25 protein-coding genes are annotated in these 26,485 nt (G+C 70.8%); 12 read left to right on the top strand and 13 right to left on the bottom strand.

What is annotated here, in order from left to right; genetic code table 11:
- A complete protein-coding gene (gene aceB / locus AC0NH5_RS28205; protein WP_474409546.1) occupies window positions 1-1,626 on the top strand; it encodes a malate synthase A in 1,626 nt (541 codons plus the stop codon).
- 49 nt (window positions 1,627-1,675) lie between these two features.
- Here the strand turns inward: aceB and AC0NH5_RS28200 are convergent, their stop codons facing one another.
- On the bottom strand, window positions 1,676-2,326 hold the full coding sequence (locus AC0NH5_RS28200; RefSeq protein WP_474409545.1) for a VOC family protein: 651 nt from the start codon (window positions 2,324-2,326) through the stop codon (window positions 1,676-1,678).
- A gap of 32 nt (window positions 2,327-2,358) precedes the next feature.
- On the opposite strand from AC0NH5_RS28200, the gene AC0NH5_RS28195 reads away from it, so the two are divergent.
- Window positions 2,359-2,670 carry a hypothetical protein gene (locus AC0NH5_RS28195; RefSeq protein WP_474409542.1) on the top strand — a complete coding sequence of 104 codons (312 nt, stop codon included), beginning with the start codon at window positions 2,359-2,361 and terminating at the stop codon, window positions 2,668-2,670.
- On the opposite strand, the gene AC0NH5_RS28190 is transcribed toward AC0NH5_RS28195, so the two are convergent.
- The 3 genes from AC0NH5_RS28190 to AC0NH5_RS28180 form a co-directional block, all read right to left on the bottom strand.
- On the bottom strand, window positions 2,634-3,158 hold the full coding sequence (locus AC0NH5_RS28190; protein ID WP_474409539.1) for a DUF402 domain-containing protein: 525 nt from the start codon (window positions 3,156-3,158) through the stop codon (window positions 2,634-2,636). The genes AC0NH5_RS28195 and AC0NH5_RS28190 overlap by 37 nt on opposite strands.
- Before the next feature lie 10 nt (window positions 3,159-3,168).
- Complete coding sequence (locus AC0NH5_RS28185; RefSeq protein ID WP_474409536.1) at window positions 3,169-3,840, bottom strand: phosphatase PAP2 family protein; 672 nt, start codon at window positions 3,838-3,840, stop codon at window positions 3,169-3,171.
- 173 nt (window positions 3,841-4,013) lie between these two features.
- Window positions 4,014-5,486 carry an ATP-binding protein gene (locus AC0NH5_RS28180; protein ID WP_474409534.1) on the bottom strand — a complete coding sequence of 491 codons (1,473 nt, stop codon included), beginning with the start codon at window positions 5,484-5,486 and terminating at the stop codon, window positions 4,014-4,016.
- Between the two features lie 189 nt (window positions 5,487-5,675).
- On the opposite strand from AC0NH5_RS28180, the gene AC0NH5_RS28175 reads away from it, so the two are divergent.
- Together AC0NH5_RS28175 and AC0NH5_RS28170 are read left to right on the top strand one after the other, a co-directional pair.
- Window positions 5,676-7,187 (top strand): M28 family metallopeptidase, encoded by a 1,512-nt coding sequence (locus tag AC0NH5_RS28175; RefSeq protein ID WP_474409683.1) that lies wholly within the window; start codon window positions 5,676-5,678, stop codon window positions 7,185-7,187.
- A gap of 49 nt (window positions 7,188-7,236) precedes the next feature.
- Entirely contained in the window at window positions 7,237-8,031 is a 795-nt protein-coding gene (locus AC0NH5_RS28170; RefSeq protein WP_474409531.1) for a class I SAM-dependent methyltransferase, read from the top strand.
- Here AC0NH5_RS28170 and AC0NH5_RS28165 read toward each other — a convergent pair.
- Window positions 7,982-11,893 (bottom strand): NACHT domain-containing protein, encoded by a 3,912-nt coding sequence (locus tag AC0NH5_RS28165; protein WP_474409528.1) that lies wholly within the window; start codon window positions 11,891-11,893, stop codon window positions 7,982-7,984. The genes AC0NH5_RS28170 and AC0NH5_RS28165 overlap by 50 nt on opposite strands.
- A gap of 70 nt (window positions 11,894-11,963) precedes the next feature.
- A complete protein-coding gene (locus tag AC0NH5_RS28160) occupies window positions 11,964-14,576 on the bottom strand; it encodes a hypothetical protein (protein ID WP_474409527.1) in 2,613 nt (870 codons plus the stop codon).
- A 15-nt stretch (window positions 14,577-14,591) separates the two neighbouring features.
- Between AC0NH5_RS28160 and AC0NH5_RS28155 the strand changes: the two genes are divergently transcribed.
- Window positions 14,592-15,215 carry a hypothetical protein gene (locus tag AC0NH5_RS28155; RefSeq protein ID WP_474409524.1) on the top strand — a complete coding sequence of 208 codons (624 nt, stop codon included), beginning with the start codon at window positions 14,592-14,594 and terminating at the stop codon, window positions 15,213-15,215.
- A 63-nt stretch (window positions 15,216-15,278) separates the two neighbouring features.
- Entirely contained in the window at window positions 15,279-15,923 is a 645-nt protein-coding gene (locus tag AC0NH5_RS28150; protein ID WP_474409522.1) for a LysE family translocator, read from the top strand.
- Window positions 15,924-16,062: 139 nt separating this feature from the next.
- Here AC0NH5_RS28150 and AC0NH5_RS28145 read toward each other — a convergent pair whose 3' ends face one another.
- The 5 genes from AC0NH5_RS28145 to AC0NH5_RS28125 are packed head-to-tail and all read right to left on the bottom strand — an operon-like array spanning window position 16,063 to window position 18,613.
- The gene (locus AC0NH5_RS28145; RefSeq protein ID WP_474409519.1) at window positions 16,063-16,824 is read right to left on the bottom strand and encodes an ABC transporter permease; all 762 of its coding nucleotides are present in this window, start codon (window positions 16,822-16,824) and stop codon (window positions 16,063-16,065) included.
- Window positions 16,821-17,582 carry an ABC transporter ATP-binding protein gene (locus tag AC0NH5_RS28140; RefSeq protein ID WP_474409517.1) on the bottom strand — a complete coding sequence of 254 codons (762 nt, stop codon included), beginning with the start codon at window positions 17,580-17,582 and terminating at the stop codon, window positions 16,821-16,823. Before AC0NH5_RS28140 ends, AC0NH5_RS28145 begins: the two co-directional genes overlap by 4 nt.
- Window positions 17,575-17,997 (bottom strand): SHOCT-like domain-containing protein, encoded by a 423-nt coding sequence (locus tag AC0NH5_RS28135; protein WP_474409514.1) that lies wholly within the window; start codon window positions 17,995-17,997, stop codon window positions 17,575-17,577. The genes AC0NH5_RS28140 and AC0NH5_RS28135 overlap by 8 nt, the downstream gene beginning before the upstream one ends.
- A gap of 8 nt (window positions 17,998-18,005) precedes the next feature.
- Window positions 18,006-18,251 carry a hypothetical protein gene (locus AC0NH5_RS28130; RefSeq protein ID WP_474409512.1) on the bottom strand — a complete coding sequence of 82 codons (246 nt, stop codon included), beginning with the start codon at window positions 18,249-18,251 and terminating at the stop codon, window positions 18,006-18,008.
- On the bottom strand, window positions 18,248-18,613 hold the full coding sequence (locus AC0NH5_RS28125; RefSeq protein ID WP_474409510.1) for a DUF2089 domain-containing protein: 366 nt from the start codon (window positions 18,611-18,613) through the stop codon (window positions 18,248-18,250). Before AC0NH5_RS28125 ends, AC0NH5_RS28130 begins: the two co-directional genes overlap by 4 nt.
- Before the next feature lie 270 nt (window positions 18,614-18,883).
- Here AC0NH5_RS28125 and AC0NH5_RS28120 point away from each other — a divergent pair, with 270 nt between their 5' ends.
- From AC0NH5_RS28120 to AC0NH5_RS28110, 3 genes are all read left to right on the top strand, one after another.
- Entirely contained in the window at window positions 18,884-20,302 is a 1,419-nt protein-coding gene (locus AC0NH5_RS28120; protein WP_474409508.1) for a cellulase family glycosylhydrolase, read from the top strand.
- A 227-nt stretch (window positions 20,303-20,529) separates the two neighbouring features.
- Window positions 20,530-20,904: an ArsR/SmtB family transcription factor gene (locus AC0NH5_RS28115; protein ID WP_474409507.1), complete on the top strand. Its 375-nt coding sequence runs from the start codon at window positions 20,530-20,532 to the stop codon at window positions 20,902-20,904.
- Window positions 20,901-21,533 (top strand): SRPBCC family protein, encoded by a 633-nt coding sequence (locus AC0NH5_RS28110; protein WP_474409504.1) that lies wholly within the window; start codon window positions 20,901-20,903, stop codon window positions 21,531-21,533. Before AC0NH5_RS28115 ends, AC0NH5_RS28110 begins: the two co-directional genes overlap by 4 nt.
- A 153-nt stretch (window positions 21,534-21,686) precedes the next feature.
- Here AC0NH5_RS28110 and AC0NH5_RS28105 read toward each other — a convergent pair whose 3' ends face one another.
- Window positions 21,687-22,670 (bottom strand): sulfotransferase family protein, encoded by a 984-nt coding sequence (locus AC0NH5_RS28105; protein ID WP_474409502.1) that lies wholly within the window; start codon window positions 22,668-22,670, stop codon window positions 21,687-21,689.
- 208 nt (window positions 22,671-22,878) lie between these two features.
- Here AC0NH5_RS28105 and AC0NH5_RS28100 point away from each other — a divergent pair, with 208 nt between their 5' ends.
- A complete protein-coding gene (locus tag AC0NH5_RS28100) occupies window positions 22,879-23,178 on the top strand; it encodes a hypothetical protein (protein ID WP_474409500.1) in 300 nt (99 codons plus the stop codon).
- Between the two features lie 90 nt (window positions 23,179-23,268).
- On the opposite strand, the gene AC0NH5_RS28095 is transcribed toward AC0NH5_RS28100, so the two are convergent.
- The gene (locus AC0NH5_RS28095) at window positions 23,269-24,312 is read right to left on the bottom strand and encodes an ABC transporter substrate-binding protein (protein WP_474409497.1); all 1,044 of its coding nucleotides are present in this window, start codon (window positions 24,310-24,312) and stop codon (window positions 23,269-23,271) included.
- A gap of 218 nt (window positions 24,313-24,530) precedes the next feature.
- Here AC0NH5_RS28095 and AC0NH5_RS28090 point away from each other — a divergent pair, with 218 nt between their 5' ends.
- Together AC0NH5_RS28090 and AC0NH5_RS28085 are read left to right on the top strand one after the other, a co-directional pair.
- Complete coding sequence (locus tag AC0NH5_RS28090) at window positions 24,531-25,463, top strand: FecCD family ABC transporter permease (RefSeq protein ID WP_474409682.1); 933 nt, start codon at window positions 24,531-24,533, stop codon at window positions 25,461-25,463.
- Entirely contained in the window at window positions 25,460-26,482 is a 1,023-nt protein-coding gene (locus AC0NH5_RS28085; protein ID WP_474409495.1) for a FecCD family ABC transporter permease, read from the top strand. The genes AC0NH5_RS28090 and AC0NH5_RS28085 overlap by 4 nt, the downstream gene beginning before the upstream one ends.
- Window positions 26,483-26,485 lie beyond the last annotated feature (3 nt).

The following is a 26,485-nucleotide window of genomic DNA, read 5'->3' as shown; positions in this document are numbered from 1 at the left end:
ATGGGCGCCGAAGAGATCACCATCACCGGCACCACGGCCGGCCGGTACGCCGGGATCCTCACCCCCGAGGCCGTCGAGTTCATCGCGGCGCTGGACCGCGAGTTCGGTGCCCGCCGGGTGCAGCTGCTGGAGCGCCGCCGGCGCCGCCGGGCCACCCGCACCACGGACCTGGACTTCTTGCCGTCCACCCGGCACATCCGCGAGGACGAGTCGTGGCGGGTCGCCCCGGCCGCGCCGGACCTGCGGGACCGGCGGGTCGAGATCACCGGGCCGCCGGAGCGCAAGATGACCATCAACGCGCTCAACTCCGGCGCGAAGGTGTGGATGGCCGACTTCGAGGACGCCACGTCACCCACCTGGGAGAACGTGGTCCTCGGCCAGGCCAGCCTGCGCGACGCGCTGGACGGCACGCTGGACTTCACCGCCGCGGACGGCCGGCACTACGCGGTCGGCTCCGACCTTCCCACGATCATGGTGCGGCCGCGTGGCTGGCACCTGCCGGAGTGCCACCTGCGGATCGGCGGCCGGGCGGTCTCCGCGTCGCTGTTCGACTTCGGCCTCTACCTGTTCCACTGCGGGCAGAAGCAGATCGACCGGGACAGCGGGCCGTACTTCTACCTGCCGAAGCTGGAGTCGCATCTGGAGGCCCGCCTCTGGAACGAGGTCTTCGTCTGGGCGCAGGATCACCTCGGCATCCCGCGCGGGACGATCCGGGCCACCGTGCTGATCGAGACGATCAACGCGGCGTTCGAGATGGACGAGATCCTGTACGAACTCCGCGAGCACTCGGCCGGTCTCAACGCGGGCCGCTGGGACTACCTGTTCAGCATGATCAAGAACCGGCCGGACGCGGTGCTCCCCGAACGATCCCAGGTGACCATGACGGCGCCGTTCATGCGGGCGTACACCGAGCTGCTGGTCAAGACCTGCCACCGGCGCGGCGCCCACGCGATCGGCGGGATGGCCGCGGTGGTGCCCAGCCGCGACCCGGTCGCCGCCAAGCGGGCCCTCAACCAGGTCCGCCAGGACAAGCGGCGCGAGGTCGGCGACGGCTTCGACGGCTCCTGGGTGGCGCACCCCGGCCTGGTCGAGACCTGCCGTGAGGTCTTCGACCAGTGGCTCGGCGACGAGCCGCACCAGATCGTGCGGCGGCGCGACGACGTCCGGGTCACCGCGGCCGACCTGCTCGACCTGCGGGCCGGCGAGGTCACGGTGAGCGAGGTGGCGTTGCGCACCAACGCCGGCGTGGCACTGCGGTACATCGCCGCCTGGCTGGGCGGGCGCGGCGCGGTCGCGCTCAACGGCCTGATGGAGGACGCCGCCACCGCCGAGATCTGCCGCGCGCAGCTCTGGCAGTGGATCGCGTCCGGCACACGCACCGACTACGGCGTGCCGGTGACGGCCGCGCTGGTCACCCGGATGCTGCGCGAGGAACTCGACGTGCTCAGCGAGACCGGCGCCCTGGACGAGGAAGGGGCACGCTGCTTCGGCCAGGCGCGGGCGCTGCTGGCGGTGCTGCTCACCGAGCGGACCTGCCCGGAGTTCCTCACCCTGCCGGCCTACCTACGGCACCTGTCCGGCGGGTCGGCGGCTCCGGTCACCGAGCAGGCTCCTGTCGCGGCCTGATCGGTGGGGCGGGGCGGGGTGGCTCGGGGCCGCCCCGCCTCGTCGCACGTCAGCCGCGTTGCTGCCACGTGCACAGGCAGATCTTGTTGCCCTCCGGGTCGGCCAGCACCCAGAAACTCGGCGCTTCCGCGTCGCTGAGCAGGGTGCCGCCGGCCTTGACCGCGGCGTCGATGCGGGGCTGCACCTCGGACGGGTCGACCCACAGGTCGGGGTGCCAGCGCTGGCGCGGTTCCTCGTCGCCGGACTCCTGGAACCAGACGGCCGGCAGCAGGCCGCCCGGGTCGTTCAGCTCGTCGCCGTACTCGCTGCTGCGGTGCTCGGCGCCGAGCACCGCCTGCCAGAACGGCAGCACCCGCGAATGCGCCGGGCTGTCCAGGCCCAGCTCCAGCCGCACCACCCCGGCCGACTCGGCGGTGACGCCGGCTCGCGCGGCCAGCTCGCTGATCGTCGCGGCCAGCCGCAGGTCCCGCCCGGTCACCTCGCCGACGTCGTGGCTGAACAGCGACACGTCCAGATAGGTGTAGCGCAGATCGAGGTCGGGGTGATGGTCGACGGCCTCGGCGGCCTCGCCGATCGCGTTCACCAGCTTCAGGCCGGCGGCGAAACTCCCGGTCCGCAGCCGGGTGCGCAGCGCGCCCGGCAGATGGACCCAGCCCGCCGGCGCCCGGTCGGCGATCTCCTGTCCAGTCAGCTTCGTCATGCGTCCATGCTCGCATCGCCTGCTGTCATCGCGTGCTGAACGGCATCGACGACATCGACTGGTCCCGGCTGAACGAGATCGCGGACGCGCTGGGCCGCCGGTTCCCGATCTTCCGGTCCGCTACCGCGGTCCTGCTTCCGGTGGTCCCCGGCCTGCTCGCCGACCCCGAGTCCCGGGTGCGCCGCGCGGCGGCCGGGGCGGTCCTCGCCGCGGGTGAGGCGGCCGGCGCGATGACCGGGGACCTCGCGGCGGCGGCGAGCGATCCGGACCCGGTGGTCGCGGACACCGCGCGGGGCGATCGACGCGCTCAGCCGAAGTGCCGGCCCGGCCCGGCCGCCACGTAGTCCCGCAGCCGGGCCTGCGCCGCCTTCTCGAAGTCGGTGGTGGAAGCGCTGAGCCGGGCGACCAGCTCCCCGGTGGTCGCCCGGGCCTGCGCGATCACCTCCGCCGGGTACCCGTACCGCACCTGGTGCTCGGCGAACTCGTCCTCGTCGAGGACCCGCACCGAACCGTCCCACAGGCGCACCACGTCCAGGTCCAGGTCGACCGCGTGGATCACCCCGCCGGCGCACTCCGGCCGGGTGGTGACGTCGATGTAGACCGCGATGTCGGTCGCGTCGGTGTCGGCGTTGAAGGCGGCGATCCAGCACCCGTCGGCCGGCACCAGGGTGAGGAAGTCGTGCGTCTGCCGGACCGGTTCCTCGTGGCCGCGCCGCATGGTGATGCCCTCGCGCCCGCCGAACCACTTCCCGTGCTCGTCCTCGCCGAGCGGTTCCAGCGAATAGGTCCAGTGCCGCCTGCCGCCCCACTTCGTGAACCGCATCTCGATCATGCCGGGGACGCTATCGGGCCGGGGCGAGGCGGCGGTCGTAGGCGAGGCGGGTCAGCACGGCCAGCGCCACGCCGAAGAGCAGGCCGGCCACCACGTCGCTGGTCCAGTGCACGCCCAGGCCCACCCGGGTGAAGGCGGTGACCAGCGGAAGCACCACGGCGGCAGTCCACAGCGCCGCACGGGTCGCCGGCCGGGTGGCCGGCGGGAGCAGGACCATCAGGAAGACGGCCGCGCCGAGCGCGCTGGTCAGCGCATGGCCGGAGGGGAAGGCGAAACCCGGCGCCTGGGCCACCGGATCGAGCAGGTCGGGGCGGTCGCGACCGAAGAGCAGTTTCAGGAGTACGCCCAGCAGCGCACCCGCGGCCATCGTCACCACCACCCACAGCGCGAGGGCCCGGTCCCGTCGCCGGACCAGGAGCCAGAGCGCCAGCCCCGCCGCGGCCACCCGCCACGTGGTCGGGTGGAAGATCAGGCTCCACCAGGACAAGGCGTCGACCCAGCCGGGGTGGGCGAGCGCGAAGGCGTTGAGCCGGTCGGTCACCGCGCGGTCGAAGTCGTGCAGCGGCGCGAACCGGGTGGTGACCAGGGCTGCCAGCAGCACGAACGGGACCATCAGCACCGGGATGGCCACGGCCGCCCTCGTCGTCCGTACCTCCGTGGTGGTCTCCAGATCCGTCCGCATAGCGGCCAATTACCCCATAGCCGTCCTGCGAAGCACCTGTGAGGGCCGCACCCGCCCGGGCCGGACCCGCACAGAAACCGCACGCCGGCCCGCACCTGCTGCCGGCCTCGGCGGGCCACGGCCGGGTGTGTGAAGTCAGGGCTCGTATCGAGCCGTGACCTCACACGCTGGTGTCAGCTCCCTGCGCGGCCTCGCAGGGTCCGGGTCGCGTCCAGCAGCTCCTGTTGGGTGATCGGCTCGGCGCGGCCGGACCGGGCCTCCTGCATCGCCTTGGTGAGCTGCACCCGGCGCAGCACCTCCTTGATGTCGGCGCCGGTCATGCCGGTGGCGGCGACGCCCAGGGCGGCCGGGTCGAGGTCGTCGGCGAACATCCGGAAGCCGGGCGCCTCGTGCGCCGAGATCAGGCCGCGGATCATCTTGCGGAAGATCTCGGCGCGGCTCGTCTCGTCCGGCTTCGGCACGCTGATCTTGATGTCGAAGCGGCCGGATCGGACCAGCGACGCGTCCACCCGGTCCGGGAAGTTGGTGGTCGCCACCACCAGGACGTTCGGGTTCACCTCGATCAGGTCGTTCATCTCCTGCTTGAAGATGCCGGCGACCGCGTTGAGCGCCTGGCTCGCCGCGTCGCCGCCGGCGCCGGCGTAGCTGACGATCGAGTCGAACTCGTCGAACAGCATCAGGGTCGGCACCCTGTACCGGCGGGCGTCCCGGAAGATCTGCTTGATGTTGCGCTCCGAGCCGCCGAGCCACTTGTCCAGGATCTCCGGCGTGCGGATCTCCCGGAAGTCGGCGCCGATCTCGTTGGCCAGCGCCCGGGAGAGCATCGTCTTGCCGGTGCCGGGTGGCCCGTACATCAGAATGCCCTGCGGCCGCCGCGCCCCCCACCGCGCCATCGCCTCCGGATGCCGGAAGGAGATCGCGATCTGCCGCAGCTCGCCGACCACGTCGGCCAGGCCGCCGACCATGTCCAGGGTGACCGTCTCGGTGGTGACCGCGACCTTCGGCAGCGCCTCCCGGCTGATCACCACCCGCCGGCCGCGCAGCGCGTCCGGCTCGGTCAGCTCCAGCACGGCCTGCAGGGTCAGCGTGACGAAGGCACGCAGGTGCTCCGGGCCCACCTCGTCGCGCGGCATCCGGGCCTCCAGGCGCGCCACCGTGCCGTCCTGCTCGTAGGTCACCGAGGCCTGCAGGCCCACGACGGCGTCGGCGAGGACGCCGGGTTCGCGGCCGGACGCCGGGCCCGAGGGCCGGTCGAGACCCAGTTTCTTGTACGCCGCCGCGGCGGCCGTGCCCACGCCGTCCACGATCCGGGTCGCCACCGGATCGCCCTGCGCGATGCGTTTCTGCAGCAGGATGCCGAGTGGATCGTTGCCGAGCACGATCCGGCGCATCCGTTCGGGGGACATCTCCTCGGCACGGGAGCTGATCCGGGCGGTGAAGACGTGCGCCGGGCCGGCCGGGCCGTCGACGCCGGCGACGGTGAGCTCGACCCGCTGCACCGGGGCCGGCCAGGTGGCGCGGCGCAGCAGTTCGACCGGGTTCACCCGGGCCGCCGCCAGCAGCGTGGTCACCTCCACCATCTCGACGGTTGCTCCGGCGTACTCGAAGTTCTCGCTGCGCGGCCGTGCGAAACTCGCCTCGGACATGCTCTCCTCCGCCCTTCGGGACACACCAACAGTGACACAGCGGAACACGTGGAGTGCCGGTCCACTTTCGGCTTCGATCCAAGTCGGTTAATCTCGGGCCGCTGAACACCCTCGATGCCGCGGGTCCGCGCCGGGTCCCCGGCGGCGGCCACGCGGCCGTCGACCCCAGAGGAGTTCCCGTTGCGCAAAGTGGCAATCCCCGTCATAGCAACGCTGCTCGTGACGCTCGCCCCACAACCGGCGGGCGCAGGCGGGCACGGCAGCGACAGCAGCAAGCGACTGCGTGAAGCGGTCACCGTCCAGGGCGTGCACGAGCACCTGCGCGCCTTCCAGCGCATCGCCGACCGCAACGGCGACACGCGCGCCTCCGGCACCGCAGGCTACGACGCCAGCGCGGCGTACGTGACGAGCGTGCTGCGCCGGGCCGGTTACCGGGTCACCGAGCAGAAGTTCGAGTTCACCTTCTACCGCGAGCTCGCGCCCGCCCAGCTGACCCGGGTGTCCCCGGCCGGCGCGGCGTACGAGACGCACACCTTCGACTACTCCGGGACCGGTGACGTGACCGGCCAGGTGGTGCCGGCGCTGAACAACGTGCTTCCGCCCACCCCGGAGCCCAGCTCGGCCGCGGGCTGCGCGCCCGCCGACTTCACGCCGGCGTCGGCGACCGCGCCGCAGATCGCGCTGGTCCAGCGCGGTGGCTGCGACTTCGCGGTGAAGGCGCAGAACGCGGTGGCCGCCGGGTACGACGCCGTAATCATCTTCAACGAGGGCCAGCCGGGCCGCGACGAGCTGCTCACCGGCACCCTGGGCGGCCCGGTGCCGGTCCCGGTGGTCGGCCTCAGCTTCGCCGACGGCAGCGCGCTCGACGCCGCCGCCGAGGCCGGGACCGTGACGGTGCGGGTGCAGACCAGCACCGAGAACCGCCCCGGCGCCACCACCAGCAACATCATCGCCGACAGCCGTGGCGGCGACCCGGACCGGGTCCTCGTCGTCGGCGCCCACCTGGACTCGGTCGCGGCCGGGCCCGGCATCAACGACAACGGCAGCGGCACGGCGACCATCCTGGAGATCGCCGAGCAGATCGCCAGGCTGAAGATCAAGCCGCGGCAGCAGCTGCGGTTCGCGTTCTGGGGCGCCGAGGAGGCCGGGCTGCTCGGCTCGGAGCACTACGTGGCCCAGCTCGACGAGGCGCAGCGGGAGACCATCTTCGCCAACCTCAACTTCGACATGGTCGGCTCGCCGAACTACGTGCGGTTCGTCTACGACGGCGACGGCTCGGACACCGGCGTCGCCGGCCCGGCCGGCTCCGGCGACATCGAGAAGGTGTTCACCGATTACTTCGACCGGCGCGGGCTGGCCAGCGACCCGAGCGAGTTCAACGGCCGCTCCGACTACGGCCCGTTCATCGCGGTCGGCATCCCGGCCGGCGGCCTGTTCAGCGGCGCCGAGGGAGTGAAGACGGCCGAACAGGCGGCGGAGTACGGCGGCACGGCCGGCGAGCCGTACGACCCGTGCTACCACGAGGCCTGCGACGACATCACCAACCTGTCGAAGCGGGCGCTGTCCGAGCTGGGCGACGCGGCGGCGCACGGCGTTTACGAGTTCGCGCGGACCCGGGCGTCGTTCCCGGAGCCGGCCCCGGCAGTCACGGCGGCCCGGACCGCGGTGGGCGCGTCGAGCGGCTCGCACGCCGTCCGCTGACCCGTTAATCGGTGGTCGTGGCGGCTACCCAGCCGCCACGATCACCGGTATGGATCGCACCACCGCTGAGATCGTCTCGTACTACGGCCGCTACGACGAGGCGGGCCGCCTGGACCGGCGCCCGCAGTCCCGGCTGGAGGCCGTCCGCACCCGCGAGCTGCTGGGCTCGCTGCTGCCGCCGGCGCCGGCCCGCATCCTGGACGTGGGCGGTGGACCCGGCGCCTATGCCCGGGAACTCGTCGCGGCCGGGCATCCGGTGCGGCTCGTCGACATCGTGCCGGCGCACGTGGCGCAGGCCCGGGCCGGGACGCCGCCGGTGGACGCCGTGCTGGGTGACGCACGGTCGCTGCCGGCGCAGGACGACAGCTTCGACGCCACGCTGCTGCTGGGGCCGGTCTATCACCTGCTGGAGCGGGCCGACCGGGTGCGGGCGATGCGCGAGGCGGTTCGGGTGACGCGGCCCGGCGGGCGGATCGTGGTCGCGGCCATCTCCCGGTTCGCGGGGCCGCTGGACTTCGCGGCCACGGCACGGCTGGACGCCGGGATGCTGACGGAGGCACGGCGCCTCATCACCGACGGTGTCAACGATCCGGGGACCGGCTTCACCCACGCCTACTTCCACCGCGTGCCGGAGCTGATCGACGAGTGCGCGGAGGCCGGCCTCGCCGACGTGGTGGTGCACGGGGTCGAGGGCCCGGCGTGGACGGCAGCCGAGGCGTCCGGCGACGAAACGGTGTTCGCGGCGGCGCTGGAGCTGGCCCGGATCTACAGCACGGAGCCGGAGTTGGTGCCGGTCAGCGCCCACCTGCTGGTGGCGGCTCGCCGAGATCCTGCCGACCTCTGAAGCGCTCCAGGATCGGGTCGTCGACACTGAGCTGGTCGACCAGCCACTCCAGGTCCTCCATCTGCCTCATTGTCAGGCGATCCCGAAGGCCGTCCATCGTCTCCACGCCGAACACGAGCCGCAGCTGCCGAAGGTTGACCAGCGACCGCCTTTCGCCAGGAGCGACGAGCCCCTGTCGCTGATGAATGTCCATCAGGCCCAGGTCATTCTTCAGGCGGGCGACCCGCATGAGCGCCACGAACTGTCCGGAGCCGCCACGCCGCCCGCCCCGGAACAGACGAAGCGCCGTCTGGTAACCGGCGGATTCCCGCTTCAAGAAGATCGCAGCGGCGAGCATCATGGCGAACGAGACTCGCCGCAGCCGCATCTCGTTCACCGTGCGAACGCGGAGCAGCTCCGGCATCTTGTCAGCTGACTTCGTCAGCCGCTCGCCATCGGCCATGGCAAGCAACAGAGCCACCATCGCCTCCTCGGGCACACGCCGGAATCGGTCGAAGGAGTCCAATGACGCCGCCAACAGCCCATCCGCGCTCTCCTGCCAGGGCTTCCCGGAAGCGAGGAGGACCAGTTCGACGGCGACTTCCACCGGCAGGGCAGGACAGGCGAGCAGGGATTCCGTCAGAATCTCCACCTCGCCTCCACCCTGCCGTCGTGCATGCCGCAACAGAATCGGAATGACCGGCGCCGAGGCAACTCCATTCCGCCCCACCGAACGCCCCACCAGGAACGAAGCTTCCGCCAACCATCTGAGGTCGACACCGGCTCGTACAGCAACGATCTTCTTGGCCTGATAAGGGGTGAGACTCAACAGGTCCCGGTCTGTCAGCATGCCTCGCCCCGTTGCCAGGACAGCCGTCTCCGACAGTTCCTCGGCCTCCAGCACCTCCCAGGCATGGAGATCCACTCCTGGCATCGGAAGCCGCAGGTCGGGGCGACGACCCAGACTCGATCCCAGTGAGTCGTCCTCGATCTTCTCCCTCAGTCGCCCGACCTGACGCCAGTTCCGGATGCCGGCCTTGTGGAAGGCCCGCTCGGCGGTATCGATCACCGCGGACGTGTACCCGTCCAGTTCAGCCACCGCCAGGGCGGACGCACCCTCCGTCAGGTCGTCGCCCAGCAGGCCGGCCACGACGGCGAGCGCCTCCATGCGTGACCGCACGACCGGGGTGACGAACTGGTTCCGGGCACGCATCCCCTGTCCCGTGCCGACCCGGATGCCTTCGAGGACGGCCGCCGCACCGAGCAGGCTCTCCAGGGGGAACCAGCTTCGCCACAGATGGGTCAGCCTGTCCCACGGCCGCGGCCTCGACATCGCCGGGCGGGAGGGCGGCGCATAACCCCTCGGACTGGCCAACGCGCCGATCACGGTGAGGTTCAGCGTGTAGATCGCCAGGTGGCCGAGCATCGAGTGACCCGGATAGCCGGCCTGGCCCACCTCGTCGAAGAACCAGACCGGGGGCCGGCGGACGGTGATGTCGACCAGCTGCCGGTCGACGACCCGGCGGGTGGCGTCGGCCACCGCCTCCATCGTCAGCCCGGCGCGTTCGGCACGGTGCGGCAGCCACTCCCGGATCATCTCCACGATCACCGGGCGGGTGTGCAGAGCGCTGAACGCGAACGTGGCGAACCACTGCGGCTTCGGCGTGGCGAGGTGCGCGTCCAGGGTCTCCGTCAGCTCCTCGTCATCCTTCAGACGCGCGACCAGGCCGGCGTTCTTGATCAAGGCGGTCACGATGAACTCGGCGGCCAGGAACTCGCCGAAGGTGTTGTGCAGGAACTCGAAGGCCGAGGATCTCCCCTGGTCCGCATCGTCTCGATCACCGGTACGGCCCTGGGACTCGTGCACGAAGAAGAAGCTGCCGAGCAGCAGGTCCGCCTGCGAGAGCTGAGTGCCGTCCGTTCCCGGCACCACCTTCCGTTCGGCTCTGAAGAACGCCAGGTCGGCATTGATGTCAGGGCGTTGCGCCTGGACCGCCTCGCGGTTGAACATGCCGATCGCCACCACGGAGAGCCGGCGCATGTCCTCCGTGACCACGGCGTCGCCGGCAGCCGGCTGGTCCCTGTCCTTCTCCCGCTCGCGGCGGATGAAGCGGGCCAGGAGGTTGTGGTAGAGCAGGGTCTGGTCGATCTGTTCCGAGGCCAGCTCGTTGGCGGCCGAGTCGTAGAGCGCCAGCATCAGCAGCAACAGCGGCTGTCCGGCGAGGTCGAGCAGCTTCTCGGAGGTGGGTACGACGAACTCGCGCACCCCGGCCTCGACGAAGTACCGCTGGTTGGCGCGGTTCCAGACCTCCGCCCACTTCTCCCGCCGCGACTCGTCGAAGTCGTGCAGCCGCACCACCGTGGAGTGCAGCGGGACGGATGCCTTGTCCACCAGCGTGATCCGGCTGGTGATGATCACTCGCACCGGGCGCTCGAGGCGGAGCTCGCGTTCCTGGAACTCCTGGACCCTACGGAGATATCCGGCGTGCACCTGGCCCGTCGACTGCAGCAGCTCGTCGTAGCCGTCGAGAATGATCAGCGGCGGCTCCTCGATCAGTTGCTCGGAGAAATCGGCCCAGTTCACGGTGCGGCCGGTGTCCTTGCGGATCTGGCTCTCGATCTGCGTCTGCAGGTCGTCGCCGGGGTCGATGTGCCGCAACTCGATCCGCACGGTGGTGAAGGCCGGCGGGATCAGCCCGGCGGCCAGCACCCGGGTCAGCAGCGACTTGCCGGATCCGGGGTGCCCGAGCAGCACGAGCGGGCTTTCGGCGCTGTATCCGGAGGCCAGGTAACGCACCAGGAAGCCGCCCAGGTTCTGCTGGACCGGCGCGGCCTGCCAGGTCTGTTCATGTTCGAGCCGCAGATCGTCGCTGTGGTAGACGACGGACTGGAAAGCCTGCGGGACGAATGCCTCGGTCCGGGAGGGGAAGACCGGCTGCGGTCCGCTACCCGTGGACGGCCTGGCGGCGAACACCGGTTTCCCGGCCTCGTCCCGATGGGCGAGGTGCAGGCTTTTCGCGACTCTGCGGGCCTCGGTCGCCGCCCGTTCGCGCTGGTCGAGCGCCGCGATGGCCTCCGACAGCCGGCTGAGACCGTAGTCGACGCCGGTCAGTGCCTCCTGGGCGATCCGCACCTCGTCGGAGACCGCGATGGCGATCTCCTGCGTCTTCACCTGCTCGTAGAGCAGCGCATATCCGAAGAAGTCCTGGTGCTCCAGCATGAGTTCCAGGTATTGGGCCTGGTAGTACTCGACCGCGATCACCGGCAGCTCGTCCCAGTCGTGCTCGCCTCCCTCGGTGACCGTCTCCACCCCGAGTTGCAGGGCCGACGTCATCTGGCGGTACAGCCGCAGCCGGTCGTCGGCCTCGGTCCGGAACGAGGACGCCGGATGCGGGAGCGAGACGGGCGGCAGGCCGGCATGGTCGAGCACCTCCGGGTCCATCTCGGCGGCCGCGCTCTCCGCCGGGCCGACGGTCATCGAGTGGCCGGCCCGCTGAACCGAGTGCGAACGCGCCGCAACGCGTACCTCGTCGCTGTCGAACCGGACGCCGAGCAGGGCGTTCGCCGCTTCGAAGTAGGCCGAGTAGGTGATCAGCCAGTGCGCCGCGGCGAGTGATCGGCTCCGGTCGAGAAAGTCGCCCTGCCGTCCGGCGAGGCGGCGAGCGATGTCGCGGATGTGCGCGACCATGTCGCTCTTCATGTCGAAGAGGGCGAGCAGCGGGATCGCCGCGACCGGGCCCAGCACCAAGGGTGAGACGATCAGCGCGGCCGAGATGAGCCGATCCACGTGGCGGATGGCGGTGTCGTCCGGACTTCCACTCTCCACGATCCGCCGGACCGTCTTGAAGTCGATCGTGTTCGCCGGCTTGCGCGCCTTCGTCATCGCTGTCCCCTGTGAACAGTGGCATGGGCCCGGACATGCAAGCACGCCGCGGCGCCCGGCCGCCACCGGGTCAGCCGAGAGTGGCGCCGTGCCGGGCCAGGTACGTGCGCAGGTGATCGGCCCATCGGCCGGTCACCACCGCCGGCGGCTCCAGCCACTGGGTCGGCATCGGGCGAAGCGGCAGGCCGGCGGTGGCGAACAGGCACTCCACCGGAATCCAGGACTGCACCCGGAACTCCAGCTCGGACGCCTCGTCCCGGAGCCGGACCAGGCGATCACGGTCGCCGGTGACGAGGGCGTCGCAGAACTCGGCCAGCGCATAGCGATAACTGATCGTGCCCGCCGGGCTCGCCGCGCGTTCCAGCGTCTTCAGCCGCTCCAGGGCCGCCGCGGTCTCGGCCTGCGCGGTCCCGCGCGCCAGCACCTGCGCCAGCAGGACGCTGCGGATCGCCAGCAGGTTCCCCGCGAGGTCGGCCCCGTCGAGCAGCTCGCCGACCTCGTCCGGACCGGCGTCACCGTGGAAGAAGACCCGGCGGGCCAGCAGCAGAGCGAGATCCTCGAGGTGCTCCCGCTGCCGTCCGCCGTCACGCATCCGGCGCAGCCGCTCGTCGATCTCGCTGAAGAACCGCTCCGGGCGCCCGTGCACGTAGGCGGCGATCCGGCTGATCATCGGTTCGATGGCCCGGCCGGCCGCGGCTTCCCGGGCCTCCACGAATCGCCGCGCGGTGGTGAGCACGTGCGCCCGCTGGCCGAGGTTCACCTCGACCGGCCGGGCCCGGGAGAGCTCGTCGAACGTCGCCAGCGCCTCGTCGAAACGCTCCAGGTTGCGCAGCGTGTAGCCGAGGTGCCGGCCGGCGACCCAGCGCAGCGGATGGTCCGAGCGGTAGATCTCACGGAGCATGTCCAGGCGCTCGGCCAGCGGCGTCTCCACCGACTTCGCGGTGATGAAGGTGAGCACCAGGCGGCCGTACTCGGTGCGGCTCGCCGTCGGCACCCGGGACCGCAGACCCTGCACGGACGGGCTGAAGACGATCGCGCGGGTCAGCCAGTCCTCGTACGAGGCGGACGGCGCGTCGCCCAGATCGGTGTTCTGATCGCAGACCAGGCCCACCGCGAGGCCGACGGCATCGAGCACGCCGCGGATGTCGTCCCGCTCCTTGGCCGCGTCGTGCAGTTCCCGGGCGGTTGCCGCGCCGCGGGTGGCCGCCAGCTCCCAGTCCTGTTCCGACCATCCCCCGGTCACCTGATGATCGGCGTTGCGGATCGCCTCACGGACGGCGTCGTGCATCCGGTACGGGAACCGGTCGCCCTCGTGCCGGTCGATCATCGGCCGGTTGACCGCCCGCTCGGCGCACCCGTGGTCGACATCGGCGGCCGCCGCCATCAGCGTGGTGTCGAAGACCCGGAACAGGCAGGCGGCCCGGACGGCTCGCTGCTCGTCCGGCGGCACGTCGTCGAGGACCCGCATCACCAGCGACCCCAGCGAACCGGTCACGTCGGCGGCCTGCACCGTACGGCCGTCACCGGCGTTCTTGATCGTGATGGCGACCTGCCGGGCCAACTCCAGATATTGCGGCAGACCCGCCGACGAGCGGACCAGCTCGTCCACCACCTCGTCGCTCATCGGCAGGTCCAGCAGCCGGCGCCCGTGCCGGACCAGCGCGAGCGCGTCGGCCGGCGAGAGGCCGCCGACCAGATGTTGCCGGGGCTCCTCGGGCGAGCCCGGGACCAGGCCGGGCCAGGTCCACGGTCCCCGATGCTCGAGTTCGGTGCGGCGGGTGGAGTGCCAGTTCAGCATGTCCCGGCCGGTCAGCACGAAGAGCACGTTGGGCATGTCGTGGACGAGCCGGTTGAGGTGGCTCTCGGACACCCGGCGCGGGTCCAGGGCGAGCCGTTCGGTGGTGTCGACGAAAACGGTCAGCAGCGGGCACGGCGTCATCCCGGACAGCTCCCACGCCAGGATCCCGGCGATCTCGCAGGCCAGGCCCGGCCGCGCCTCGGTGGGACTCGGCTCGTCGGCGCAGCGCAGCAGGAAGAGCTCGAAGTCCGGGTACGCCTCGACGCCCAGTCTCAGGTCACGCCGGCGGCGGAGGGTGGCGACCAGTTTGCGTACGCCCCAGAGCCCGATCCCGACCGCGGTGCCGGCGCCGGTGGCGTCCACCGCCGAGCCGATGTCCTTGAGAACCTCGCCGGTGGTCTGGGCGACGGTCTCGTTGTAGTCCTCCCCACCGCGGAAGGTGGGCAGCGGCTCCCCCGGCCGGATCGCCGACCAGTAGGCGGCGAAGGCCAGGTCGAAGACCGGCCACCGCCGGCGCAGCCCGGCCACGCCGGCCCGCAGCGCGAGCAGGGTGGCCGGCAGATCCATCTGCCCGGCCGAGCTGTGCAGGTCGATGCGGGCGGTCGCGTCGACCCGGGTGCCCGGCGGTGGACCCCAGCCGTTGACCAGCGGCAGGTCACGCCGGACCCACGCCTCCAGCCGTTCGGACAGGGCGGTCTTCCCGATCCCGCCGAGGCCGTAATAGGTCAGGACGTTGTGCCGGGCCACCCCGGCGTCCTCGTCCTGGTCGAGCAGCCGGCGGAAACACGCCAGCGCGGTCGCGAACGCCTGTGACTCGCTCTCCCGGTCGGTGAACAGCTCGCCGACGTGCGGGGGCCGGCCGCCGGCCGGGGTTGCCACCCTCATGACACGTTGTTCTATGTGGAGGAGCCCGCACCGCGCAAGCTCCCCGGTGACGTGGGCGCTTTCCGGTGGCAGTATGACGAGATGCTGGTCGTGTTCGCGCACAGCACCACCGGGTCGACCGTCGCCACGGTGCATCGCAGTGACGGTGTCGTTCTTCAGCTGCCCGGCTTCGATCGCAAATATCGGGTTCCCCACGATCTGGCGCACTTCGTCACCGAGCGCACCCTGGAGATGGCGGGCGGCGTCTTCGGGTCGATCGCCGGTGGCGGCGTCTTCGACAACATGAAGGTGCTGAGCGGCAAGCCCCGGCACGACGCGGCGGCGCGCAGCAAGCGGCTCCTGGAGGCGAACAAGCGGACCCTCGGCGTGGCGGAGCTGATGGCCGCGGCGGTGCACCGGGCCGTGGAGGAGGACGACGCCGCGCAGGCCACCGCGTGGGTGCGCCAGTCCTACGGTGCCCTGGAGGAGGGCGCCTGCCCGTGGACGGACGAGCAGGTCGACGCGGCGGTCGCCGCGCTGGCCGAGCTGGCCGGGGAATGGGAGGCGCAGGGCACGGTCCGCCTCACCTGGCCGGAGCATCTGGTGGCGCCGATGCCCGTACCCCATGGGGTGAAAAGAGGCCGGCGCGGCCGGACCTGAGCCCGGCCACGACCTTCGAATTGGTCGTCGCCCTCTCCCGGGCGCCCGGGAGAGGGTGGCGTCGTGGTCACCGTCTCGTCGATCCTCGCCGTCTCCGCCGTCGCCCTCGGCATGGTCCTCACCCCGGGGCCGAACATGATGTATCTGGTCTCGCGGAGCATCACCCAGGGCCGCCGGGCCGGGCTCGTGTCGCTGGCCGGGGTGGCGCTCGGCTTCCTGGTCTATCTGACCGCCACCAACCTGGGCCTCTCGGTCGTCTTCGTCGCGGTGCCCGAGCTCTACACGGCGATCAAGCTGGCCGGTGCGGCCTATCTGGGCTGGCTGGCGTTCCGGACGCTGCGGCCCGGGGGCGTGTCGGTCTTCCAGCCGCAACCGCTGGAACCGGACCGGGCGGGCCGGCTGTTCGCCATGGGACTGCTCACCAACCTGCTGAACCCCAAGGCGGCGGTGATGTACCTGTCGCTGATCCCCCAGTTCGTGGAGCCGTCGGCAGGTCATGTGATGGCGCAGGGTTTCCTGCTGGGCGGGGTGCAGCTGCTGGTCAGCATGGTGGTGAACCTGGCGATCGTGTGCGCGGCCGGTTCGATCGCGGTGTTCCTGGCGCGGCGGCCGGGCTGGCTGCGGGCGCAGCGTTACGTGATGGGCACGGTCCTCGGGGTCATCGCGGTGAAACTGGCGACCGATCGCACCCGGCCGGTCCCGGTCTGACAGCAGTTGAGACCTGGGTCACACCGGGCAACGTGGCGGGGCCGGCTGCCCACTACCCGGGTAGCCGGACTTGTCCCCAGCATTCCGGCAACGCCGAAGGGCCTCACCCGACCGCACGGGTGGGGCCCTTCCGCCGGGGTCAGGTGATCTTCCGCCGGTACGCCGCCATGGCGACCGCGTAGGCGGCGGCGAGGATGCCGGCGCACCAGGCGAGGGCGATCCAGATGTCGTCGCCGACCGGCTGCCGGTCGAGCAGCGCCCGGATCGCGTTCACGATCGAGGTCACCGGCTGGTTCTCGGCGAACGCGCGCACCGGCCCCGCCATCGTCTCGGTGGGGACGAACGCCGAGCTGATGAACGGCAGGAAGATCAACGGGTAGGAGAAGACCATCGCCCCGTCCGGGGTGGACGCGGTCAGCCCGGGAATCACCGCGACCCAGGTCAGCGCGAGGGTGAAGAGCCCGAGGATGCCGGCGACGGCGAGCCACGCCGGCACCCCGGCCGAGGAGCGGAAACCCATCACGAGCCCGGCGACGAAGATCACGACGATCGAGATGGCGTTGGAGACCAGTGAGGTCAGCACGTGCCCCCACAGCATCGACGACCGGGCGATCGGCATCGAGTGGAACCGCTCGAAGATGCCGCCCCGCATGTCGTTGAACAGCCGGTACGCGGTGTAGGAGATGCCGCTGGCGATGGCGATCAGCAGGATGCCCGGCATCAGGTAGTTGACGTAGTTGTCGCTGCCGGTCCGGATGGCGCCGCCGAAGACGTAGCGGAACAGCAGCAGGAACGCGATCGGCATGATCGTGACGGTGATGATGGTGTCCAGGCTGCGGGTGATGTGCCGCAGCGAGCGCCCGAGCATCACCCCGGTGTCGCTGAGCGGGTGCGTGCTCATCGCTGCTCCTTCGTGACGATCTCCAGGAAGATCTCCTCCAGCGTGGGTTGCCGTTCGACGTACTCCACGGTGGCCGGGGGCAGCAGCGTCCGCAGCTCGGCCAGGGTGCCGGAGACGATGATCGTCCCCTGGTGCAGGATCGCGATCCGGTCGGCGAGCTTCTCGGCCTCCTCCAGATATTGGGTGGTGAGCAGGACCGTCGTGCCGCCGTCGGCGAGTTTCCGGATCTCCCGCCACACCTCGAGGCGGCCTTCCGGGTCGAGGCCGGTGGTCGGCTCGTCGAGGAAGACGACCGGCGGGTCACCGATCAGGCTCATCGCGATGTCCAGGCGGCGGCGCATGCCGCCCGAGTACGTCGACACCGGTCGCCCGCCCGCGTCCGCCAGGGCGAACCGCCGGAGCAGGTCGCCGGCGACCTCTCCGGGGCTCTTCACCCGCCGCAGCTTCGCGATCATGATCAGGTTCTCCCGGCCGGTGAGGATCTCGTCGACCGCCGCGAACTGACCGGTCAGGCTGATCGACCCGCGCACCTCGGCGGGCTGGGACCCGACGTCGAAGCCGTTCACCGTCGCGACGCCGTCGTCCGCCCGGAGCAGCGTGGCCAGGATCCGCACGATGGTGGTCTTGCCGGCGCCGTTGGAGCCGAGCAGTGCGAAGACGCTCCCCCGGGCCACGTCGAAGTCGACGCCGGTGAGCACCGGCCGGCCCGCATAGGACTTGCGCAGGCCGCCGACGTGGATCGCCGTCGTGTCACTCACAGAACACCTGCACCTTGGCGCTGGGGTCGTCGATGTCGACGGCGACCTCGTCGAGGTGTTCGATCAGCTCCTCGAGTTGCTGCGGCCGGAGCTGGGTGAGGTCGATCGGCACCCCGGAGTTGCTCAACTGCTCGTTGACCTTGGTGAGTGCCTCGGCCGGGATGAGACTGGTCAGGCGGACCCCGGCGCGCAGCAACTGCAGCGGGACCCGGATGTTGACCCGGCCCGGCCCGTCACCCGTGCCGCCGTCCTCATAACTCGCCACCACCCGTAGATATCTGGGCCGGGATCGCGAGCGCGCCGCCGCCGGCGGCGGCTGATCCCGCTCGAGGGCGTCGATGAGGCGTTCGGCCTCCTCGGCAGTGATCCTGCCGTCGGCCAGCATCTCCAGGATCTGCCGGCGCTGCTCGTTCATGACTGCTCCTATCTGACGTGTATCTGCACGGCGTTGCCGTCGAATTCCATGTCGAGGCGGGTGCCGGGCAGCGCGCACAGCACCCGCCCGGTGCCGCGCACCGCGCCGACCGGGGGAACCCCGTAGACGAGGCAGGCGACCAGCCCGGCCAGCAGGACGAGCACCAGCAGCGGTGACAGCAGCAGCGCCACCGGGAGGACCGGGACGTGCAGCCACCGGTGGCGCCTGCGGACACTCACGAGCTGCGGGATCACCGGGACCTCTTGAGCTCGTCCAGCGCCTGCTCGACGGTGATCTCCCCGTTCCGGAGGCGGTCGAGGACGCCGGCGCCGGGGCCGGGGCTCTCCAGGTGTTCGGCGAAGTCCAGGCGCTCGGCGATCCGGTTCAGCCGGGACTTGATCGTCGGGTAGCTGACCCCGAAGATCCGCTCCATCTCCTTGATGGAGCCGTGCGCCCGGACGAAGGCCGCCACGAAGATCTGGTCGTCGACGCTGAGCCGGGCCAGCTGCGGCGGCTCGAACCGGCCCTCGATAGCCACGTCGTTGCTGGTGAGGCGGACCCGCTCCACCGTGAACGGCTGGCCCTGCGTCAGGTCCGTCAACTCCTGCCAGTCCACCGTCGACTCCTCTGCTTGTAGCTGTTCTTCATTTGTAGATTGATTTTCTCAAGATTTCAAGGCTGGAACCTTAATATTTTTGATCCAGGAGTACGCACAGTGAGGCTGTGCCATCGAGACGACGCTGGAGAGGGAGGCGGCGGGATAAGCCCACCGTTTTACACACCCCGGATCGAGGGTTAGAGTCGGAGCCCCTGGGAGCGCTCCCAGCGCGGAATTCCCCGTCGCCGCAGAGCTGCGACGTCCGCGTCCATCCCCCGAGGTGATCTCTTGCGACGCAGAGCGAAAACCATCCTAGTAGCGGCCCTCGCGGTGGCAGCCGCATCGACCGCGACCTTCTTCGCGTTGCCGGCCAGCGCCGAGACCGCGACCCTCACGGTGCAGAACTCCTGGAGCAACGGCTACCAGGGCGAGGTGGCGGTCAAGAACGACACCTCCGCCTCGCTGAGCACCTGGAAGGTCGAGCTGGTCATGCCGGCCGGCACCACGATCGGCCAGGCCTGGAACGCGACGATGAGCGCGTCCGGCAGCACGTACACGTTCACTCCGGCCGGCTGGAACGCCACCATCGCCGCCGGGGCGTCGGCGAGCTTCGGCTTCATCGCCAACGGCTCCGGACGGCCCACCTCGTGCCTGGTCAACGGCAAGGCCTGCACCGGTACGGGCAACCCGACGAACCCGAGCCCGTCCCCGTCGACGCCGGCCTCACCCTCGTCGTCGCCGTCCACCTCCACGCCACCGCCCACCGGCACCACGCCGGTCGCGATCAACGGGCAGCTGCGGGTGTGCGGGACAAAGCTCTGCAACCAGTACGGCAAGCCGATCCAGCTGCGCGGCATGAGCACGCACGGCCTGCAGTGGTTCCCGAACTGCTACACCGACGCGTCGGTGCGGGCGCTCGCCACCGACTGGAACGCCGACCTCTTCCGGATCTCGATGTACGTCCAGGAGGGCGGCTACGAGACCAACCCGAGCGGCTTCACCTCGCAGGTCAACACCCTGGTCGACAAGGCCGAGGCGAACGGCATGTACGCGATGATCGACTTCCACACGCTGACCCCGGGCGACCCGAACTTCAACCTGGAGCGGGCGAAGACGTTCTTCAACCAGGTCTCGCAGCGCAACGCCGCCAAGAAGAACGTGATCTACGAGATCACCAACGAGCCGAACGGCGTGAGCTGGGCCGGCATCAAGAGCTACGCCGAGCAGGTCATCCCGGTGATCCGGGCGAACGACCCGGACGCCGTCGTGATCGTCGGCACCCGCGGCTGGTCCTCGCTGGGCGTCTCCGAGGGGGCGACCTCGGCAGAGATCGTCAGCAACCCGGTGAACGCCTCCAACATCATGTACGCGTTCCACTTCTACGCGGCGTCGCACAAGGACAACTACCGCGCCGAGGTGGAGCGGGCCGCCGCCTCGCTGCCGTTGTTCGTCACCGAGTTCGGCACGGTCACCTACACCGGTGACGGCGGGGTCGACACGGCCAGCAGCACCGCGTGGCTCGACCTCCTCGACCGGCTGAAGATCGGTTACGCCAACTGGACGTTCTCGGACGCCGGTGAGGGCAGCGCGGCGCTGCGGCCGGGCACCTGCAACGCCGGGTCGTTCACCGGCACCGGCTCGCTCACCGAGTCCGGCGCGTTCATGCGGTCGCGGATCCGCACCGCGGACAACTTCCCCACCTCGTAACACCGGCATGAGTGTGGGGAGTTCGGGTTCGCTCCGCACCCTAAGTCCCCACACTTCGCCTGGCCGGCGAACCTCCGGTGCCGCTCCCGCCAGAGCGGCTCCGGTGGGCGGCCCGGGCCTCCCACGACCGGGCCGCCCGTCCCGCGCCGGGGTCCACCCACGGGTGGGCCCCGGCGCTCCTATTTTAAGGGTCTACTTATATAAGCTATTCCTGATAAGGTGACGCTGTGCATGCGTTCGATGTCCTCGGCGATCCGGTCCGGCGCCGGATCCTGGAGCTGCTCGCCGACGGTGAGCAGTCCTCCGGCGCCGTGACCGCCACCATCCGGGCGGAGTTCGGCATCACCCAGCCGGCCGTCTCACAGCACCTCAAGGTGCTGCGGGACAACGGGTTCGCCACCGTGCGGCCGGACGGTGCCCGCCGTCTCTACGCGGTCGACGACACCGCGCTGCGGCAGGTGGACGAGTGGCTGGAGCCGTTCCGGCGGTTCTGGGCGCCGCGCCTGGCCGCGATGGCGACCGAGGTGGCCCGGGGCAAGCGCATGCGGCGGCTGGCCGCCGCCACCGATTCCGACCCCTCATCAGGAGCGAGAGACTCATGATCGACACCAAAGAGCAGATCAGCAGCGTACGGCGGGAGCTCGGCACCCGGACGCTGGAAGCCGGTGAGGCGCGCGTGCTGACGATCAGCCAGGCCTACGACACCGACCTCGAGGACCTGTGGGACGTGGTCACCACCGCCGAGCGGATCGAGCGCTGGTTCCTGCCGATCTCCGGCGAGCTGCGCGAGGGCGGCAAATACCAGTTCGAGGGCAACGCCGGCGGGACGATCACCAGCTGCGACCGCCCCCGGTCCTACGCGGTGACGTGGGAGATGGGCGGCCAGGTCAGCTGGGTCACCGTGACGCTGCACGAGGAGGGTCCCGGCCGGACCCGGTTCGAGCTGGAACACGTGGCGCACGTCGACGACCACTGGAACCAGTTCGGGCCCGGTGCGGTCGGAATCGGCTGGGACATGGGCCTGATGGGCCTGGCGACGCACCTCGCCGACCCGGACGGGCCGCGCGACAACGACGCGATCATGGCCTGGAGCGCCTCCGAGGACGGCAAGCTCTTCATGAAGCTCAGCAGCGACGGGTGGGCCGACGCGGACATCGCCTCGGGCACCGACCCGGAGGAGGCCCGGACCCGGGCGGCCAACACCTACGCCGCCTACACCGGCGCCGCCTGACCAGCACCACACGCTCAGCGTGTGAACTTCCGGTTCGAATCGAACCCCAACTTCACACACCCGGCAGGCTTTCAGTGTGTGAAGTTGCGGTTCGGATCGGACCTCAACTTCACACACTCGGTTGTGAGCGTTGAGTGTGTGAGGTGGGGGCGGTCAGGTGAGGCGGGAGGGCAGGACCGGGGAACGGCGACGGGGGCGCAACCGGACGGTGACGTCCTCGGCGCGCTCCCGGGCCGGGCCGAGCCGGTCCCGCACGGTCAGCCAGGTGCGCGTCGCCCGCACCCGCGGGCCGGGCCGGGCGACCGTGGACAGCTGATAGCCGAACCGGGTGAGCCGGTCGCCGAAGACCGCCTCGCACCGCCGGATCTCCTCCGTGCTGAGCCGGGACTGCCAGCTGCTCACCCGCGCGGTGGTCACGCCCGAGCGGGTCAGCGCGTGCCAGGTCTTGTACTCGGGCACCGCCACCGGGGCCACCTCGGACGGGCGGGCCATCGCCGGGTCGTAGTCCTCGCCGAGGAACCGGCAGATCGCGCGCAGGTGCGGCTCCGGGCCGGCGACCAGGTCCTCGTACCGCACCTGGTGATAGACGTCGGCCGGATAGTCGCGGGCGGCCCGCAGGGTGGCGTCGGCCGAGCGCGCCCAATAGTCGATCATCTCGCTGAGGTCGGCCGGCGCCCACGGCGTCTCGCGCAGCGACGCGACGCAGTCCCGGCCGTCCCGGACGATGTTGATGATCTGGGCGTCCGGGAACAGCCGCAGCAGGACGCGCAGGTTGCGCAGGTACGCGGGACGCTTGTCCCCCCACCGGGGTTTGCCGAACCGGTCGGCGTACATCTTGAAGACCGTGCCGAGCGCCGAGCCGAGCGTCGGCGGCGCCGCGACGATCGCCTCGACGACGGCCTCGGTGCTGAGGCCGAGGTCGCCGAAGTGCGCCGTCCCGGTGATCCACAGCGCGAGGTTGCGGCGCTGCGCCGACTCGCTGAGGTCGCCGAACTCGTGCCGCCGGAAGTACGCCGGCAGCAGGAAGCGGCTCTCCGGCGGCAGCGCGATCCGCGGGTGGGCGTGCAGCATCAGCTGGAGCATCGTCGTGCCGGAGCGGGGGCAGCCGACGACGAAGATCGGGCGATCACTGGACATGCCGTAGACCGTAAGGTATGGAATGTCCGTTTCGCAACAAACGTGACGATCGCGACCTCGCCCGACGGGTCATGAGAATCACTCATAAACAGGCTTAAAGGTAACGGTACGGACACAAGCTGTGAGAATGCTGATTGTCGCCTCGGAGGCTCGGGTAGCCACTGTGCACCAGATCAAACGGCTGAAGAGGACCCCCGAGGAGATCGTCATGGCTATCAGCACCCCGGCCCACCACGAGAACGTCACCGTGAAGACCGCCCGCGTCCGCGGCGAGGAGACCAAGCCCTCCTTCAAGACCACCGAGCTGATCGTCTACGTGCTCGCGGTGATCGGCGTACTCATCGCGTCCAACGCGGTCGGCGACGGTTCGGCCAACAACGGCGCCGACTATTTCGCCGCCGACAAGGCCTGGTGGTACATCACCCTGCTGACCATCGGCTACATGATCAGCCGCGGCCTGGCCAAGGCAGGCAGCCGCAGCAACGACACCGACCCGCGCACCCACTGATCGCCGCAGCAGCAGCGGGCGCGACCTCCGGTCGCGCCCGCTGATACGTGCTGATGCCCGCTGCCGAAGCACGGCAGCGGGCATCGTGGGTCAGGCGAGCTTCTTGGACTTCGTGATGGCGGCGGTCATCGCCTCGAGCAGCGGGGCGGAACCGGCCCACGAGTAGATCGGCACGGCCTGCCACGGGAAGATCTGGTTGGCCTTGACCGCGGGCAGCGCGTTCCAGGCCGGCTTGCTGGTCAGGTCCTTCGGCTGCAGGGTGCCGGACCGCGCGTCCAGGATGATGATGTCGGCGTGGTACTTGTCGGCGTTCTCCCAGCTCAGCGACTCGTAATAGTCACCGCCGTCGGTCTTCTCCGGGACGATGATGTCGACGCCGAGCTCCTTGAAGTACATGATGTCGGACGACACCTTGGGGTTCGACACATAGAAGATGTCGGGCGACCCGGAGCCGGCCAGGACCTTGATGCCGCCGCTCGCCTTGGCGGCCGCGGACAGGTCGGCGGCGGCCTTCTCGAACCGGGCCTTGGCCTCGGTGACCTTCGGCGCGTTCAGGTCGGCGCCGAGCGAGGCGGCCAGATCGGCGTACCGCTGGATCGGCTTGGGCAGGGGCACCCGGCCGACGGTGACGGTGGCGGTCGGCGCGAGCCCGAGGATCTTGTCCTTGCTCTCGTCCGGGATGTACCAGTACGCCCCCGGGTCGAACATGTGGGTGACCAGCAGCTCGGGGTTGAGCGCCGCGTACTTCTCCACCGAGAACTCGCCCCACGCGTTGCCGATGATCTCGACCTTGCTGATGTCGAGGTCGCCGGCCTGGTCCTCGGCGGTGCCGTCGGCCTTCTTGGTCTCGCCGAACACCCCGACGATCCGGTCGCCCAGGCCGAGGTCGGCCAGCGCGGCGGCGGTGCCGGTGAAGGCGACCAGCCGCGCCGGCGTCTTGTCCGCCTTGTGGTCCTTGGGCTGATCGTCGGTGAAGCTCCACGGACCGGCGGCGGCCGCCGAGGAGTTGCCGGCCGGCGACCCGCTGTCCGTGTTGCCACCACACGCGCTGAGCAGCGCGCCGAGGCCGGCGGCGCCACCGGCGGCCAGCAGGCCCCGGCGGGACAGAGAAAGGTTGGAGTACTTCATCGTCATTCTTTCCTCGGGTTACGACCAGTCGTTCGACCGGGTGGATGGTTAGGCTAACCTAACGAACCGAACGCGCGTCAACACCACCAGCCGAACCGTGACGGGAGCCGCAACTGTCCACCTTTGACACCCTCACGGGACCGGGGGTGAACGCCGCGACGCCGCCGGCGCCGCCGGTTCGGCGTTCCTCGACGCGCCTCATCGGACTGCTTGCCGCAGTCGTCGTGCTGGCCGCGGTGCTGGTGGTGAGCGTCGGCTTCGGGGCCCGGTTCCTCTCCCCGGCCGAGGTCTGGGCGGGGCTGGTGGACCCGGCGTCGCCGTCCTACCGGATCGTCCACGACATGCGGCTGCCCCGGACACTGCTCGGCCTGATGGTCGGCATGGCGCTCGGCCTGGCCGGCGCGATCATGCAGGCGCTGACCCGCAACCCGCTCGCCGACCCCGGCCTGCTCGGCATCAACGCCGGCGCCTCGGCCGGCGTGGCCAGCGCCGCGGTGTTCCTCGGCATCGGCACGTTCTACGGCTACATCTGGTTCGCCCTGCTGGGCGCCGCGGTGGTCACCGCACTGGTGTACGCGGTGGGCGGCGGCCGGTCCGCCACCCCCGCCCGCCTGGCGCTGGCCGGCGCGGCGCTCAACGCCACGCTCTACTCCTATGTGAGCGCCACGCTGCTCTCCGACTCGCAGGCGATCGAGAAGGTGCGGTTCTGGACCGCCGGCTCACTGGCCAGCGCGGACTTCGCCACCGTGACCCGGCTGCTGCCGTTCTTCGCGGCCGGGCTGCTGGTCGCCCTCGCGGTGGCCCGCCCGCTGAACGCGCTGTCGCTCGGCGACGACGCGGCCCGCGCGCTCGGCGCCCGGCCCACGATGATCCGGATCGCGGTGATCGTGGCGGTCACGCTGCTCTGCGGCGGTGCCACCGCCGCCTGCGGGCCGATCGTCTTCATCGGACTGCTCATCCCGCACATGGTCCGCCCGTTCACCGGCCCGGACCTGCGCTGGATGCTGCCCTACACCGCGGTGCTCGCCCCGGTGCTCCTGCTCGGCGCCGACGTGCTCGGCCGGATCCTCGGCAGCCCCGGCGAGCTGCAGGTCGGCACCGTCACCGCGGTGCTCGGCGGCCCCCTCTTCCTCTATCTCGTGCGAGCTGCCAGATGACCACCATCGAAGGGACCATCCGCAGCCGGGTCGGCGTCCGCCCCCGGGCGGTCGTCGTCGGCGTGGCGGCGCTGCTCGGCGCGGCGGTCATCAGCGTCCTGAGCCTCGGCACCGGCGAATACCCGATCGCACCCGCCGACGTGGTCGGCACCCTTCTCGGGCAGGGCACCGCCGCGCAGGACTTCATCGTCAACGAGCTGCGCCTCCCGCGTACCGTCACCGCTTTGTCGGTGGGTGTCGCCCTGGCCGCCGGCGGCGCGGTCTTCCAGTCCCTGGTGCGCAACCCGCTCGGCAGCCCGGACGTGCTCGGCATCACCAACGGCGCGAGCACCGCCGCCCTCGCCGTGGTGATCCTCGGCGGCACCAGCACGCAGCTCTCCCTGGCGGCGGTGGCCGGCGGTCTCCTCGCCGCGCTGCTGATCCAGCTCATCGGTGGCCGGCACGGCCTGCACGGCTACCGGTTCATCCTGGTCGGCATCGGGATGGCCGCGATACTCACCGGCATCAGCGGATATCTGCTCACCCGGGGCGTGCAGATGGAGAACGCGCGGGCCCTGCTCTGGCTCACCGGCAGCCTCGACGGGCGGGACTGGCAGCAGGCCGGGCCGCTGCTCGGGGTCCTCGCCGTCACGCTTCCGGTGCTGCTGCTCGCCTGCGGGCCGGGACTGCGGATCCTGGAGATGGGTGACGACTCGGCGGCTGCGCTGGGCGTACCCGTCAATGTCCTGCGCACCGGCTCGCTGTTCACCGCCGCGCTGCTGGTCTCCTGCGCCGCGGCCGCGGCCGGGCCGGTCGCGTTCGTCGCGCTGATCGCGCCGCACCTGGCCAAACGCCTCACCCGGGCGCCCGGCCCCAACCTGGTGCCGTCGCTCGCGATGGGCGCGCTGCTGCTGGTCGGCGCCGACTACCTCGCGCAGCACGGCCCGAAGCCGCTGCCGGTCGGCGTCGTCACCGGCATCGTCGGCGGGGCGTACCTCGTCTGGCTGCTCACCACGGAACGCAAGGCGGGCCGGATCTGATGG

The organism is Actinoplanes sp. 13 (genome assembly GCF_056134165.1).
This window is presented reverse-complemented; position numbering and strand designations above follow the sequence as displayed.

Excerpts from the sequence above, each read along its gene's own strand:
- aceB (WP_474409546.1), top strand. The coding sequence starts at position 1 with ATGGGCGCCGAAGAGATCACCATCACCGGCACCACGGCCGGCCGGTAC.
- AC0NH5_RS28200 (WP_474409545.1), bottom strand. The coding sequence starts at position 2,326 with ATGACGAAGCTGACTGGACAGGAGATCGCCGACCGGGCGCCGGCGGGC.
- AC0NH5_RS28190 (WP_474409539.1), bottom strand. The coding sequence starts at position 3,158 with ATGATCGAGATGCGGTTCACGAAGTGGGGCGGCAGGCGGCACTGGACC.
- AC0NH5_RS28185 (WP_474409536.1), bottom strand. The coding sequence starts at position 3,840 with ATGCGGACGGATCTGGAGACCACCACGGAGGTACGGACGACGAGGGCG.
- AC0NH5_RS28180 (WP_474409534.1), bottom strand. The coding sequence starts at position 5,486 with ATGTCCGAGGCGAGTTTCGCACGGCCGCGCAGCGAGAACTTCGAGTAC.
- AC0NH5_RS28170 (WP_474409531.1), top strand. The coding sequence starts at position 7,237 with ATGGATCGCACCACCGCTGAGATCGTCTCGTACTACGGCCGCTACGAC.
- AC0NH5_RS28165 (WP_474409528.1), bottom strand. The coding sequence starts at position 11,893 with ATGACGAAGGCGCGCAAGCCGGCGAACACGATCGACTTCAAGACGGTC.
- AC0NH5_RS28160 (WP_474409527.1), bottom strand. The coding sequence starts at position 14,576 with ATGAGGGTGGCAACCCCGGCCGGCGGCCGGCCCCCGCACGTCGGCGAG.
- AC0NH5_RS28145 (WP_474409519.1), bottom strand. The coding sequence starts at position 16,824 with ATGAGCACGCACCCGCTCAGCGACACCGGGGTGATGCTCGGGCGCTCG.
- AC0NH5_RS28135 (WP_474409514.1), bottom strand. The coding sequence starts at position 17,997 with ATGAACGAGCAGCGCCGGCAGATCCTGGAGATGCTGGCCGACGGCAGG.
- AC0NH5_RS28110 (WP_474409504.1), top strand. The coding sequence starts at position 20,901 with ATGATCGACACCAAAGAGCAGATCAGCAGCGTACGGCGGGAGCTCGGC.
- AC0NH5_RS28105 (WP_474409502.1), bottom strand. The coding sequence starts at position 22,670 with ATGTCCAGTGATCGCCCGATCTTCGTCGTCGGCTGCCCCCGCTCCGGC.
- AC0NH5_RS28100 (WP_474409500.1), top strand. The coding sequence starts at position 22,879 with ATGGCTATCAGCACCCCGGCCCACCACGAGAACGTCACCGTGAAGACC.
- AC0NH5_RS28095 (WP_474409497.1), bottom strand. The coding sequence starts at position 24,312 with ATGACGATGAAGTACTCCAACCTTTCTCTGTCCCGCCGGGGCCTGCTG.
- AC0NH5_RS28085 (WP_474409495.1), top strand. The coding sequence starts at position 25,460 with ATGACCACCATCGAAGGGACCATCCGCAGCCGGGTCGGCGTCCGCCCC.